Origin of the sequence: Microcoleus sp. PH2017_34_RAT_O_A (assembly GCF_020737885.1) — a bacterium.
Taxonomy (GTDB): domain Bacteria; phylum Cyanobacteriota; class Cyanobacteriia; order Cyanobacteriales; family Microcoleaceae; genus Microcoleus.
Genome location: NZ_JAEQDD010000044.1, coordinates 46,928 through 61,380 on the forward strand (window position 1 = coordinate 46,928; position 14,453 = coordinate 61,380).

At 46.9% G+C, this 14,453-nt stretch carries 12 protein-coding genes; 7 read left to right on the forward strand and 5 right to left on the reverse strand.

Features of this window, described 5'->3' with window-relative positions:
• Window positions 1-173: 173 nt before the first annotated feature.
• From JGK11_RS16515 to psbZ, 5 genes are all read right to left on the reverse strand, one after another.
• Entirely contained in the window at window positions 174-977 is an 804-nt protein-coding gene (locus tag JGK11_RS16515) for a class I SAM-dependent methyltransferase (protein ID WP_293212292.1), read from the reverse strand.
• Window positions 978-979: 2 nt separating this feature from the next.
• On the reverse strand, window positions 980-2,218 hold the full coding sequence (locus JGK11_RS16520) for a sedoheptulose 7-phosphate cyclase (RefSeq protein WP_293184913.1): 1,239 nt from the start codon (window positions 2,216-2,218) through the stop codon (window positions 980-982).
• A 485-nt stretch (window positions 2,219-2,703) separates the two neighbouring features.
• The gene (locus JGK11_RS16525; protein WP_293184977.1) at window positions 2,704-3,252 is read right to left on the reverse strand and encodes a Uma2 family endonuclease; all 549 of its coding nucleotides are present in this window, start codon (window positions 3,250-3,252) and stop codon (window positions 2,704-2,706) included.
• A gap of 125 nt (window positions 3,253-3,377) precedes the next feature.
• Window positions 3,378-3,926, reverse strand: coding sequence for a 6,7-dimethyl-8-ribityllumazine synthase (gene ribH / locus JGK11_RS16530; RefSeq protein ID WP_293184911.1), 549 nt, complete (start codon window positions 3,924-3,926; stop codon window positions 3,378-3,380).
• A 228-nt stretch (window positions 3,927-4,154) separates the two neighbouring features.
• Window positions 4,155-4,346 (reverse strand): photosystem II reaction center protein PsbZ, encoded by a 192-nt coding sequence (psbZ, locus tag JGK11_RS16535; protein WP_293184909.1) that lies wholly within the window; start codon window positions 4,344-4,346, stop codon window positions 4,155-4,157.
• A 240-nt stretch (window positions 4,347-4,586) separates the two neighbouring features.
• Here psbZ and JGK11_RS16540 point away from each other — a divergent pair, with 240 nt between their 5' ends.
• The 7 genes from JGK11_RS16540 (at window position 4,587) to JGK11_RS16570 (ending at window position 14,142) form a co-directional block, all read left to right on the forward strand.
• Window positions 4,587-4,817, forward strand: coding sequence for a hypothetical protein (locus JGK11_RS16540; RefSeq protein ID WP_293184908.1), 231 nt, complete (start codon window positions 4,587-4,589; stop codon window positions 4,815-4,817).
• Between the two features lie 93 nt (window positions 4,818-4,910).
• Entirely contained in the window at window positions 4,911-7,910 is a 3,000-nt protein-coding gene (locus tag JGK11_RS16545) for a CBS domain-containing protein (RefSeq protein WP_293212293.1), read from the forward strand.
• A 256-nt stretch (window positions 7,911-8,166) separates the two neighbouring features.
• Complete coding sequence (locus tag JGK11_RS16550) at window positions 8,167-8,697, forward strand: DUF2127 domain-containing protein (RefSeq protein WP_293184907.1); 531 nt, start codon at window positions 8,167-8,169, stop codon at window positions 8,695-8,697.
• Window positions 8,698-9,800: 1,103 nt separating this feature from the next.
• Entirely contained in the window at window positions 9,801-11,372 is a 1,572-nt protein-coding gene (locus JGK11_RS16555) for a protein kinase (protein WP_293184906.1), read from the forward strand.
• 315 nt (window positions 11,373-11,687) lie between these two features.
• Complete coding sequence (locus JGK11_RS16560) at window positions 11,688-11,846, forward strand: hypothetical protein (RefSeq protein WP_293184905.1); 159 nt, start codon at window positions 11,688-11,690, stop codon at window positions 11,844-11,846.
• A 41-nt stretch (window positions 11,847-11,887) separates the two neighbouring features.
• A complete protein-coding gene (locus JGK11_RS16565) occupies window positions 11,888-12,229 on the forward strand; it encodes a DUF6825 family protein (RefSeq protein WP_293184904.1) in 342 nt (113 codons plus the stop codon).
• Window positions 12,230-12,375: 146 nt separating this feature from the next.
• The gene (locus JGK11_RS16570; RefSeq protein WP_293184903.1) at window positions 12,376-14,142 is read left to right on the forward strand and encodes an AarF/ABC1/UbiB kinase family protein; all 1,767 of its coding nucleotides are present in this window, start codon (window positions 12,376-12,378) and stop codon (window positions 14,140-14,142) included.
• Window positions 14,143-14,453 lie beyond the last annotated feature (311 nt).

Below are 14,453 nucleotides of genomic sequence, written 5' to 3' on the forward strand. Positions count from 1 at the left end.
AGTGCCGTTTCCCTACCTGATTATTTTGGGGTAGGGACACGGCATTGCCGTCTCCTCATTAATGTTGCTGTCTCCTCATTAATGTTGCCGGAAATCAGGATACGGCAGTGCCGTTTCCCTACAATATTATTTTGGGGTAGGGACACGGCATTGCCGTCTCCTTATTAATTTTGCTAAACGCGCCGAATCAAGGTAATCCCATCTCTCAATGGCACTAACACCTGCTCTACGCGCGGATCGTCAACTACAGCCTGGTTGAATTTAGCGATCGCAATTCCGTTAGCAGTAGCAGTATCCGACAAATAGGGCTGTCCCTGCATCAGAGTATTATCGGCACAAATCAAGCCATTGGGCGCCAACAAACCAGTCGTCAGAAGTAAGTCGAGATAATCTGTGTATCCACCTTTATCAGCATCGATAAACACTAAATCGAACACTTCTCCAGCAGCAGCCAATTGTTTCATGGTTTCTAAAGCCGGTGCCACCTTCACTGATATTTTGTGGCCAGCAGTCGATTCGTCGAAACACTTCTGGGCAAATTCAGCGACGTAAGCATCGACTTCGCAGGCTACCACTTCTCCATCAACCGGCAGGGCTTCAGCCATCGCTAGTGCTGAGTAGCCAGTAAACATCCCGATTTCCAGCACGCGCTGTGCCTTCGTCAGATGGACGAGAAATTTGAGCATTTGCCCTTCCACATGGCCGGAGAGCATCTCTTGTTCCAAGTGGCGCACTGTCTCGCCGTCGGAGAATCGCTTACTCCAATCTTCTGATTGGGTGCGCTTGACTAAGGTGGCTAATGCCGGAGATTCGGCTGTGGTACAAAGGTTCAGGTAAGGATCGAGACCATTTGCCAACTCATAGGCTTGTTGTAATTCTGCCTTGAAAGCTCGATCGATCGCATCTTGAGACTCTACCTGCTGGACTAGACTTTCGAGTTTAGCCGCTAGAATCCCAACTGGGGTAACAGGTCTCATCTTTATACCCCTGCTGTGGAACGAGTTCCAACTTTGTTCAGTACCACATACATATTCTCGCCATCGCCATTGCGTGGGTAGCCATGACAGATTTTTTGATGCACCGCTAGGGCTTCATCTAACTCAGTCCGAGTCAAATCATTCATGAAAAAGCAGTCACCAATGGGGCATGGAGCCGCCGCACGTTGGAGACCGTCACGGGTACGGGCGATGGATGTTGTTGCTTTCCAGAGCAATTCTGATGTAAGATGAGGGCTATCAATTGCTAGTCCGAGGCGACTCATTAATCCTAGGATGCGATCGCGCGAGGCGATCGAAATGTAGCCCCGTTGTTGAGCAATAGTCGCCGAAAAAGCCATATCGATGGCGACACTATGGCCGTGGAACATCGGAATTTCCGGTGTTAGTTCCAGCGTCGGACTCCAAGTGTGACCATAGGCAATCACTCGATCCAAATCTAGCTCGTGCAGGTTTGGTACTTCTAAGGCTAGCATTGATTGAATCGCATTGTAGGTTAAGCGATGCGCCACTTCTCGCAGTTCTGATGTGCCATCTAGATACCCAAAGTGGCTGTGCAGCAATGCTTCGCCGTAGTTTTCCAACAATTCAAAGATTTCTTTGTTGCCAACAACCGCGATCTTAATTAACTCTGCCATGCCGTTGCGTATTTGGTCGATCGGCAGAGTTTTCAGGAAAGAGAAGTCTAAAATTACTTTCTGCGAAGCATGGTAAGCACCGAGGCGGTTTTTTAGTTTACCGTGATTCACAGCTACCTTGATCGCCACACTCGCATCAATCAGCCCAATTAGGGTTGTTGGTACGCGAATGTAGTTAGTCCGACGGCGATAGGAGGAGCAGGCAAAACCTGTTACGTCAGTAGTCAATCCACCACCGACTACCAAGACAGGTTCTTTCCGCACCAGTCCGAAATCAACAAAGGCATCTATGATGCTTTCAAAGGTGGTTAAGGTTTTATCTGGTTCCTTGATACTCACTGGAAAGACGGTTAAATCTATCTCGTGATACTGGAAGTAAGAGTGCATCTGCTTGCCGTACAAACCATACACTGTCTGGTCTACAACCATTAGACAGCGACCAAATTGCCGATAGCTATCCGCAATTTCTGGATTTTCGAGTTTGAAAGCGCCATCTACATAGAGTAGACTGAAATCAATTTTTTCGTACCCTTCAATGTGAAAAGCGCGATCGGTAGCTGTAAACGTAGCTTGAATGTCACCCATAAATTTTTTTCACTTTCATGTTGGTAAGTAACTGTAAGTATCCGGGCGAACCTCAAAATTATCAATCCCTTTGTTGGTAAGCTTCCTAGGTATTAACTGGACAAATTAATTATTTAATATTACGTTAACAATTGACCTGAAAGTTCACTTTCAAACCTGTTTGTTAAGAATACGTTAAATACTGTTTGTACAGCATTTGTACTGAAAGCCATCCTAGGATCGAGTTGAGACGGCCTCAATGCTTACACAAAACTTAACATAACGAATTTCTCATATTTGTGCAACCAAATTTAGATAAATCTCATAAAACTGTTGAGGAATATTAGATAATGGGCGATTTTTAGTTAAAAAATTTACAGATAAATCAGTATTTGAGGAAATTTATGTATTCTAGGATACTCAGTAAGCCAAAGGGCGATCGCCATTGACAATAAATGTATAAAATTATACTGAAAATTCAGGGAGTGTTTTAAAGTCAATTCAGCTTAGGCTGGAAACACCAAAGACAAATCCAGAGACAAATCGGGAAACCCCGGAATTACGACAGCCTCATTTTGCAGAACGACTTTTTGCGATCGATAATTGAAATCACCTTGTCTTTTTTGATAAGGTTCGCTGTGCATTTCGAGTTGACGATCGACTAAATTAAATATCCAATAATTAGCAATTCCAGATTCGGCATAGAGAGATAGCTTTGTTTCGCGATCGTACTTTAAAGTAGAATCAGAAACCTCAATTACTAACAAGATATCCGCAGGCTCCGGGTGAGAAGCTAAATAACGATCGGAACGATTGCGGGCGATAACCACATCAGGTTCTGGTTCGCTATCTGTAGTAGATAAAATTATCGGCTCTTGACCGCGCACGATCGCCTTTTTTATCGCCAGCGTGCACAACTCTCCTAATAGTAGCGAATTACAAACAGAATGAAACGTAGTTTTAGCAGCTTTGATGATAATTTCTCCGCGAATCAATTCTACTTGCTCATCGGGAGCGAAAAATCCCAGTTTTCCCAAACGGTGATATTCTGCGATCGAGAATCTTTTCGCGGTGACACTATTCGTAGCTTTCCTTACCTACTTTATTTCTTAGTCTCGCGTTGCGCGGACTTTGTTTTTGTAGACGCGATTTCAATCGCCGAGTTATCTGAGAAGATATATTAAGCCCGATCGCCCGGGAGCACTTGAACAGCAGCAGCCTCCGGTAATCGATCGTAAGAACTTCCACCCAAACTATTAACTTGACGCATCAAAGTGCCCATTTCCAGAGCACTCATCCCATAATTCCAGCCCAAATTGCTCTTAATTCCCGCCCTTTCCAAAGCTTGCTGCATCGTGTCAGTCGTCACCACGCCAAAAATCACCGGGACACCACTTTGAAAAGCAGCAGCAGCAATTCCTTTAGAAACCTCACCAGCTACAAAATCGAAATGCGGAGTTTGACCGCGAATTACCGCACCCAGACAGATTACCGCATCGTAGCGGCCAGAAAGAGCAGCTTTGCGGGCCACCAAAGGAATTTCAAAACATCCGGGAACCCAATAAAAATCAACTTGATTTCCATGAGGATTGATATCAACGCCGTGGCGTTTCAAACAATCTTGACATCCTTCCAAAAGTTTGTTGACAATCAAATCGTTAAAACGACCGATGACAATCGCAAATCGCAAAGATTCTGTTTGAGTAAAATTTCCCTCGAAAACTGCCATAGTGCTCTAATTTTAGATTTTAGGTTTTAGATTTTAGATTTTTGTTTGCCAGAAGGTAAAGTTTAGAAAGCAGAAACATCTGATTTTAATCTCAAGTGCACAAACATACAGGATCGCGCGGATTGGAAATTTTTTAGTGGGTACCGAATACCGAATACCTTCAAAATTCTGGTTAATGCCTTCAGCCTTCTATCTTTTACCTTCTTTATTCGAGAGCGATGGGCGAGCTTAAACTACCAAAAAGTTCAATACAGCCACTGCAATAACCAGCAAGAACCACAGACCTGAACCTACAAAAATCAAGGATTTAGACTGATTCCAGTTTTGGGGAGAGGCATAAGCAACAGGCACGCCAACTACCATCACAAAAGACAGCAGTACGAGAGCCAGTAAAACCAATTGAAACAGAATTGATAACATTTTTTCTCCTTTCGATATAGCCGTGCGTTGACGAGAAATAGTTTGTAATAATCTGGATAAAAATTCCAGATTATAGTTTTTGACCCATTTAAAAACGGGTTCACTTCCCCGACTTACGTCGTGGAGATTTCAAAATCTTAGACCAAAGTTGCATCTCCCAGATCGATCTGTGGAGTAAATCTAAAATCTACAATCTACAATCGACTGACTGTATCCCGATAGTAATCCAGAAATTGTCGGTTGATTGATACGAAAGAGACTTTGCAAATTCGGGCGTTGCGCGAACAGGCGCCAGCGGCTCTTGAGATTTACATCAATTTTATCATTGTTCGCTACTTGACAGAACACTGGGTTCAAGACAGGCTGAAGGCTGAGTTAAGCAGTCGAGGTCGCATTAAACCTCGGAAACCGGGTTTATTAGGTGATTTCTGGTTCCTCGTCGCAATTTTTTTACCTAAACCCGGTTTCTAGCCCCATGCGTAAGTTTTGCTATAGTGCGATCGCCCGGTATCAAAGCCCCAGAAATTGCTAGTGTGGGAGTGAGAGATACGAGATTTTCCGGCTATGGACTTAGTTTTGTGCCACACAACAGCAGATTTTGACAGCTTGGGAGCAGCGGTGGGACTTTGCGTGCTGCGCCCCGGTAGCAGAATTGTGCTGACTGGGGGTTGTCACCCGACAGTGCGGGATTTTTTGGCGCTACACCGCGACGAGTACCCGCTGATCGAACGTCGATCGGTCAATCCGCAACAAATTCGATCGATTACTATAGTAGATGCCTCGGGGCGCGATCGTTTAGGAAAAGCCGCCGAATGGCTGGATTTGCCACACCTCAACGAAATAGCGGTTTTTGACCACCATCTCCAAGCCGATTTAGACATCCCCGCTACGGTTACACAGATTGAAGCTGTCGGCGCAACCACCACATTAATTGTCGAAAAACTCCGCGAAAAACTCAAAAATTCAGCAGAAAACGGCGATACAGTATCCCGGCTTTTACCTTCAGAAGCCACAGTCATGGCCCTCGGTATCCACGTCGATACCGGTTCCCTCACCTTCGACGGCGCAACCGCGCGAGATGCAATGGCTTTGGCGTGGTTGATGGAACAAGGAGCAAGTTTGCGGGTAATCTCTGAATATGTAGAACCCGGTTTGTCTCCGCAATTGCAGGATTTGCTCAGAGAAGCATTGGAGAATTTGCGATCGCAAACCTTGCACGGTTATACAGTAGCTTGGGTATTACTTTCTACTGAAGCCTACGTGCCCGGACTTTCGGCGCTAGCTTCTCGCTTGTTGGATTTAACTGAAAGCGATGCTCTACTTTTAGGCAATGTCTATAAATTTAGCGAAAACGACAACCGCAACATCGCCCAATCGCCAGTTTCCAACCGCTTAGCTATTATCGGTCGATCGCGCATCGAAGGCACAAACCTCAGCGAATTGTTCAAACCTTTCGGCGGCGGAGGCCACGCCCGCGCCGCATCCCTCGCCACCCGAGATGTTGACGCCCTGCTGACTTTAAATCAATTAGCCGACGAACTCAAAGCTCAAATCCCGCACCCTCCCACCGCCCGCGAATTAATGTCATCCCCAGTGAGGAGCATTCGCCCGGAAATCTCCGTGGGAGAGGCTCACCGTATCCTCCTACGTTACGGACATTCTGGACTTTCAGTGGTCGATACGGGCGATCTACTGGCAGGCATTATCTCGCGCCGCGACATTGATATCGCCCTCCACCACGGTTTCAGTCACGCTCCGGTTAAGGGTTACATGACTCCGCAGCTAAAAACGATCGCCCCGGATACCTTGCTGCCAGAAATTGAAGCTTTAATGGTGACATACGATATCGGGCGTTTGCCAGTGTTGGAAAACGGCCAACTCGTGGGAATTGTGACTCGCACTGACGTGTTGCGGGAATTGCACCAGCAAAAAGCCCGCGATAGGGGCAGTAATTCTCAATTGTCCGATTATCCTGTATCTGAGTCGGTTGAGCAGTTGTTGCGATCGGGCATTAGTAGCGAATTATGGCAATTATTGTCGATCGCTGCCAACATTGCACGAGAGCGCGGCTGGCAACTTTATATTGTCGGTGGAGCAGTCCGCGATTTATTATTAGCTTTGAATGACACCAAGGGCGGGCAAGATGCCCACCCCACAACATTAAACTCTTGTGGAACAGGCATCTTGCCTGTTACCCTAACTGATATTGATTTGGTAGTTGATGGCAACTGCGGTACCGACGATTCCGGTGCCGGTGTCGAATTAGCCTCAGCGCTCCAGAAATTATACCCAGACTCGCGTTTAGACGTTCACGGTCAATTTCAAACCGCCGCGCTGCTGTGGCACAAAGACTCTGCTTTCGGTTCGCTGTGGCTGGATATTGCTACGGCTCGTACTGAATTTTATCCTTATCCGGCTGCAAATCCTGAAGTTGAAGCGAGTTCGATCCGCCAAGATTTGTACCGCAGGGATTTTACTATTAATGCGCTGGCTGTGCGGTTGGGAGTTCCCCGCAGCGGCGAATTGTTGGATTTTTTTGGCGGTTTGCTAGATTTGGAATCGCGGCAAATTCGAGTTTTGCACGCTAACAGTTTTATCGAAGATCCGACGCGGATTTATCGGGCGGTGCGGTTTGCGGTACGGCTGGGATTTTCCATTGAATCGCAGACTGAAGGATACATCCGCCACGCTTTGGAAAGCGGAATTTATTACCGAATTCAGGGGGAAAACGGCAGAGCTCCGGCTTTGGAAACTCGCCTCAAAAGTGAATTGAAGTACATTTTGCAAGCTCCTTATTGGCAGGTTGCTTTGCAGATGTTGGGAGATTTGCAAGCTTTGCGCTGTATTCATCCTACTTTAGATTTGGATCGTCCGTTGTGGCGGCGACTGCGTTTGCTCGATCGATGTTTGAATGGAAGGAAGAAATCCGAGGGAAGTCGGAAGAAGGAAGAGGGAAGTCGGAAGAAGGAAGAAGGAAGAGGAAAGAAGGAAGAAGGAAGAAGGAAGAAGGAACAAACTATTCCCAATGCCCAATTCCTAATGCCCGATGCCCAATTCCCAATTCCCAATGCCCAATTCCCAATGCCCAATTCCCAATTCCCAATTATCAATATTCCAGATTGGCTGATGCGGCTGGAAGTTTTGATTGCTTATTTAGCACCGGAATATCGGGTTAAAGTGGCTACAAATCTTCAGTTACCTGCTGACAGTATTAAGCGGCTGGAAGTTTTGGAAGCTGGAAATCAGGAATTAGCAAAGGGTTTACTGAAGTGTAATTTACCCAGTCAATTAGTGTTTCTGTTGAGGAATTATGAGTTGCCGCTGTTAATTGCGATCGCCCTGCAAAGCCCCCGCAGCGCCCGCCGCCAGATTTGGCAATATATCACCCGGTTGGCGAATGTTGAGCCGCCTTTAAACGGCAATGACTTGAAGGCTTTGGGTTACAAGCCCGGGCCTGGGTTTAAGGTAATGTTGGATGATTTGTTGGCGGCTGCGTTGGATGGCGATTTGGGCGATCGGGCTAGCGCGATCTCTTTCTTAGCACAACGTTACCCTCAATCTTAGTCTGCTATAGCGGCTCTAGCTCTCATATGAGGTACGTTGTTGGGCTTCAGCCCTCTTTGTCTGGGAGGTTATATAAGCTGTCAGTCATACCTCATCTTTGTGAGAAAGGCTATATGTCAGCAGCACGTTATTTTTTGTAAATATATCGGCTAATAATTGCTGAATTTTACCGTCATCTTGTATCCGTTAATCGGGTACACTGACTCGTTGCCGCACAGCCATCTTATATCCGTTAAATCTCGCGCCAGCGAATTCGTTGCCGAACTTTTTTCTTCCTTATTCACAAGCCGATCGTCGCACATTATTAGATTTTTTGAGAATTTACGTGAAAAAACAGCGTCCTCCTGGTTTAATCGCAATTGTCGTTTACAAAACTTTTGTAGCAGCCCTCTTGACAGTAACTTCCGTCGCTTTACTTTTAGCGCTGAAGAATCATCAAGCCTTGGAAGATTTTTCGGAATCGTACTTCTTGGAAAGTAAATTAAAAATAATTGAGCTTCTACTAGATAAAGTTCTAAGTGTAAAGCCTAAAACATTACTATTTAGCGGACTTGCAGCAGGACTTTATGCCGCTTTAACTGCTCTTGAAGCAGTTGGTTTGTGGTACGAAAAAGGGTGGGCGACTATTTTGGTTTTAGCGCTGGTAGGTATCAGTATCCCGCCCGAAATATATGAGTTATTTCATGGTTTTACCGTACTTAAGCTGGTGGTTTTTATCGCAAATATAGCGGTGTTTTGGTATTTGCTGCACCATTTGCCGAAGCACGGTAATTCAGTTGACAGTTGACAGTTGACAATTGACAGCAACTTCTACCTGGAAGCCCGAGGATTGGGGTAATGAATCGTCTGATTTTAATTTATACGCCAAACCCATAGGCTTTAAACAAATTTTTTATTGTAAGGAAGATTAAAGTTCAATACGCTGGAGTCCTAATACCATTTTTTTAAATTTATAACAGACTTTAGAAAATACGGAAAGTCTATAAATTACAATCTCTTGTCGTCGTATAGCCTTTCTCAAAAAGGTGAGGTATGACTGACAGGTTATATAACCACTGAAACCAAGAGGGCTCTCTTCCCAACAACGTCCGCGAATATGAGAGCCTAGATCCGCTATAGATCTCTATCGGATATTTAGAAAAATAGTATAAGGTACACTGCTATTAAAAATTAGTCAAAAAAATAGACTTTTCTATTTTCAAGTAGCGACGCACCTGTGCCATTGCGCTTTCACCAAACAACCATGTTTGTAATATGAATTTTCAAAACTCTGGCAACATTATTCGTAAGGTGCGGATACATCAACAATCCCTAAAATTAATTCACTTTTCGAGCGGCAACGAATCTTACCTACAGAGTCGATCGAACAAACCGAACACTTGTTTTGTAGCACTACTTTTGATAAATGGTATAAGTAGGACTCCCTTCTATAGACTTTCTCAGCTTTCTGGAGGTACAAGTTGAGATTTTCCATTTTTCGATTTGAGATTGGGGATTGAGGGATTGATTGGTCAATACTTCATCTTTTTGAAAAGATATATCATAACAGTGACCACAAGTCAAATAAAAACCTAAATCTTTACATAAGCCTGCGATTGGTAAAGATTTGATAAAGGCAAGAGGGGTTATACCCCCCATGGGCTATAGTCATAGTCATATAGATGCACCCTGATGGCTTTCCCGTTCCACAAGAGCGGGATTTTTATTGGCAAAAAATTGTGTTAAGTTTTGAGACGACGGCTACAGATAAAATAACCGCCAGAGGCAAAGATGACCTGGCAGAGCAAAACCGACGCCCTAGGGCGCCGATCGTCGATCGAACCTCACCCCTAACTCTGCTTTCATAACCCAAAGGCGGTAGCATAGTTTGGGAACCGGCATCAACTAAAGATGAACTTAGCGCCAGCAACAGTCCTGCAAAAGGGCAAATACACAATTAACGCGACTTTAGGCAGAGGAGGGTTCGGCATCACTTACCGAGCTACCCACACCCAATTAAACCAAACCGTCGTACTCAAAACCCTCAACGAAAGTCTGCGCCAACACCCAGCCTCTGCCCAGTTTCAGCAGCAGTTTATTGCCGAAGCCCAGCGCCTGTCTCGATGCCAGCATTCAAACATCGTCAGGGTAATTGACTTTTTTGAAGAAGCCGGACAGTCTTTTATCGCGATGGACTACATTCCGGGCCAAACTCTCGCCCAAATAGTCGAAACCAGTCAGCCGCTACCAGAAGCCCAGGCCCTGCACTACATTCGGCAAATAGCCTCAGCGGTAAGTACAGTTCACCACAGCGGATTGCTACACGGAGACATCAATCCAGAAAATATGATCCGGCGAGCCGATTCTCATCTAGTAATGTTGATAGACTTCGGTGTTGCTCGCGACTTTATCGCCGACACGAAACAAACTCACACTAACTTGCTTTCCCCAGGATACGCGCCGCTCGAACAATACCTCTATGACGGTAAATGTACGCCTGCCACAGATGTTTACGCGATCGCAGCCACCCTTTACTACTTGCTCTCCGGCGTACCACCCGTAGCAGCACCCCTGCGCGATCGCATTCCCCTGGCTTCTTTGCGGCAATTTCAGCCCAACCTCAGCCCCGGCATTGAGCGAGCAATCCTTCAGGGACTCGAAACCGACCCCCAGAAACGCCCCCAGACAGTGGAAAATTGGCTTACTATGCTGCAAGAAACAGAGCGATTACCCGCACAGAGAACAGACAAGCAAAGTTTGCGATTGCCAGCACCTCCCCCCCTGCCGTTGACCTTGCTGGCGTTTGTCGTCACGGCTGCAATTGCTGGCTGGATGGGTTTTGACTTGGCCTGGCGCTACCACAGCATCAGTGCCAGCAACAACAGATCCACAACTCAATCCTTCCCATCTTTGGAAGATTTGCTCAAATCCCGTGATTTGTCAGGGCCGATGTTCGGGCAGCCGTCTGTCGAAAGCAGCCCTCTGGTTCCACTCCAACTCAACAAGCGCCCCAAACCCACGTCAGACAGCAGCATACCAGAACCGATCGACAACTCAACAGCTAGCGCCCAACCTTCTGCCTCCCCAAGCCCGGAGACTCCCGCCCCAGATCCTGAACCTTCAGCATCCCCAACTCCCGATCCCGAAGCGCAGATCTCTGAGTACCCCATTCCAGAACCTAAAACTGAAACCCAGCCAGCACCCGAAGCAGCATCCGCACCTGTACCAGAAGTTCCGCCCCTGCCACCCGAATCCCGCAGATCCTCCCCTCCCGTACCCGCACCCGCCCCGTCTGCTGCCAATAGTTCTGAAACATTCCCACAGCAAGAATCCGCACCGACAGTACCGTCACCGGCCCTAGGATCGATCGAACCGCCAATACCAAGCCAAAACGGCAGCAATTCCGGTACTTCGATCGCACCTTACTCGCCGCCCCCCGTGCCAGAACCGACAGTGCCTTATCCTGAACCTGCGACAAATTAGTATTCTTTTTTTTGCTTAAAAGGGCGAACTAATCCTTGGTTTGAGGATTGACTAAATATCCATCGATTGTGGAGCGAATAACGCCATTCCAAACCACAGACAATTTCGCACAACCTGCGATCGACTCAGAAAATATCAATAGCCATTGCCGGAAATTATCGAATATTTTCTATCACCTAACTAATCAGAATGGAAACCCCAAAATTTATAAATATTTGATATTTTGTGGTAAATTATGTTAATATTGAGACCGGACGGCTAGGTTGTTCGAGGTCGCCCATTAGTTCTGCCAAACCTACTAAGCTTGAGAAAGGTTTGAGTAAAACTAGAGCCGAGAATGCCGTGAGTTACCGTGGTGGCGCCCTATATGCGATCGCGATCGGTGCAAACAGTTGTTTTTTTCGGTGCAAGCCAGGGTGGTCGATCGATTCGGGCAAAGTTCCTTTCTTTGGGAACAAGCGCCATCGAGGATAAGCAAGTTATAATTTGTTGCGGAAGCGTACAGAGATTTCTATATGAGTAAACCCCCAGTTCATGCCTTTTTTGTAGGAAGAGCAGTTGCCGAAGCACTGTACGAGCAATTAGAAAGCGCAGCAACCAACGCTTTCTCCGAACTCGGCAAATTTGACGCCGAACAAAGAGAACGCCTGCGCCAGTTCACAGATAAAGTTGTAGAACGGGCCAATCGCGCTGCCGATGAGGCGATGCAGACCAGAACTGGTACTGGAACCACCAGCACTACTACTGACATTCAAGACATCCATCCCGCAGACTTGCAAGTAACGATCGACGAGCTGCGCGCCGAAGTCGCTCTCGTGCGATCGGAATTGCAGCGCTACCGCAGCAGTTTGCCTTAACAAAGGACGATTCCAGCGGACGATAGCTCCGAAGTGACGATCGCAACAACTACTGATTGTTACACGAGCGCAAAGCAATGCGCTCCTGCGCTCCTTCCTACCTGCAATCAAAGCAACAACATAAAATAAGCAATTTGGGAACCCAAGTGTCTGCTCTCCTTGATGACTCTGTTAATCGCCAGCGCTCCCCCAAGCGTACTAGCGACGCCGATGAGCCAAAAACTGCTGGTAAATCCTACAAAAGTAAAGCTTATCGCTGGAATCGCGAAAAATATTCCCGGCAGCGACGCTTCTTCGACATTTGGGCCTTTGTCTTGCTCTGGCTGGCTTCGCTGTGGTTCGACAGCAAAAACTGGAGCTACTGGGGAGGTGTAACTGAAGAAAAGAAAGTTGCCAGACGCCGCTTTCAAGCTATCTGGGTTCGAGAAACACTCTTGGATTTAGGCCCGACTTTCATTAAAGTTGGACAATTATTTTCCACCCGCGCCGACTTGTTCCCGGCAGAGTTTGTCGAGGAACTTTCTAAGCTGCAAGATAAAGTGCCTGCTTTCAGCTACGAACAGTTAGAGGTAATTGTCGAGCAAGATTTGGGCAAGACTGTTGAGGAACTCTACCGCAGCTTCGATCCTGTGCCCCTGGCCGCTGCCAGTTTGGGTCAGGTACACAAAGCTCAACTGCACTCGGGCCCGGAAGTTGTAGTAAAAGTGCAACGCCCTGGACTGCGAAAGCTGTTTGAAATAGATTTGCAAATTCTCAAGGGGATTGCTCGCTATTTTCAAAACCATCCTAAGTGGGGCCGCGGCCGAGATTGGATGGGGATTTATGAGGAATGTTGTCGCATTCTGTGGCTGGAAATAGACTATCTCCATGAAGGCCGCAATGCTGATACTTTTCGCCGCAATTTTAGCAACTGCGACTGGGTGCAGGTGCCACGAGTTTATTGGCGCTACGCGGCTCCGCGAGTGCTGACTTTGGAATACCTACCAGGGATTAAAATCAGCCACTACGAAGCTCTCGAAGCAGCCGGGATCGATCGCAAATTAATCGCTCAGTTAGGCGCTAAAGCTTATTTGCGGCAGTTGCTCAACGATGGCTTTTTCCACGCAGATCCCCACCCCGGCAATATCGCTGTGAGTGCTGACGGATCTCTGATTTTCTACGATTTCGGCATGATGGGTCAAATCCAGTCCAACGTCCGCGAAGGACTGATGGAGACTCTCTACGGCATTGCTTCCAAGGATGGACAGCGGATTATGGATTCTCTGATCAACTTGGGCGCTTTGGTTCCCACAGGCGATATGAGTCCCGTGCGCCGCAGCATCCAGTATATGCTCGATAACTTCATGGATAAGCCTTTTGAAGAGCAGTCCGTGAGTGCGATTACCGATGACCTTTACGATATTGCCTACGACCAACCTTTTCGCTTCCCAGCTACCTTTACTTTTGTAATGCGAGCTTTTTCGACGATTGAAGGCGTGGGCCGGGGTTTAGATCCCGAGTTTAACTTTATGGAGGTGGCACAACCTTTTGCCATGCAGCTTATGACTAATGGAAATGGGCCGGATGCAACGAGCAGCATTTTTAACGAACTAGGCCGTCAGGCGGCTCAGGTGAGTTCGACTGCTTTGGGTTTGCCCCGCCGGATTGAGGAGACTATTGATAAACTCGAACAGGGAGATTTACGGATTCGAGTCCGTTCTTCCGAAGCTGAGCGATTGATGCGCCGCATGAGCAACGTTCAAATGGGCACTAATTATACTTTGATGATGAGTGCTTTTACTTTGTCGGCGACAATTTTGTTTGTCAGCAATCAAGTATGGCCCGCTGTCGCTGTGGCTTTGCTGGCTGCGGGTGCTGGGTTTGCTCTGTTGCGTTTGTTCAAACGGATCGATCGATTAGATAGAATGTCATAATGCGGCCAATTGACGATCGAAAATTTCTGGCTTGAGATTTGTCGCCTGCAAAAACTTAACATTTAACGAGTTCGCCGGGAATTCCCCATCCTCGCGTAGTGTAGGAACAGCGTAGCGTCTTCCGCAACGAAGAAGGTTGGGGATGAAAGGCAGGTGGATGTAGCGCAGCGGAGCAAGACTTAAGTGGCAAATAGTTTGCTAAACTTATCTACAGTTGATTGCTGAGAGTCAGTTCCATGTTTGCCGTCAAGCGAGCGCTCAAATTAAATAATACTGAAGCAACCTTGATGGCAAAACACGCAGGCTTTCGG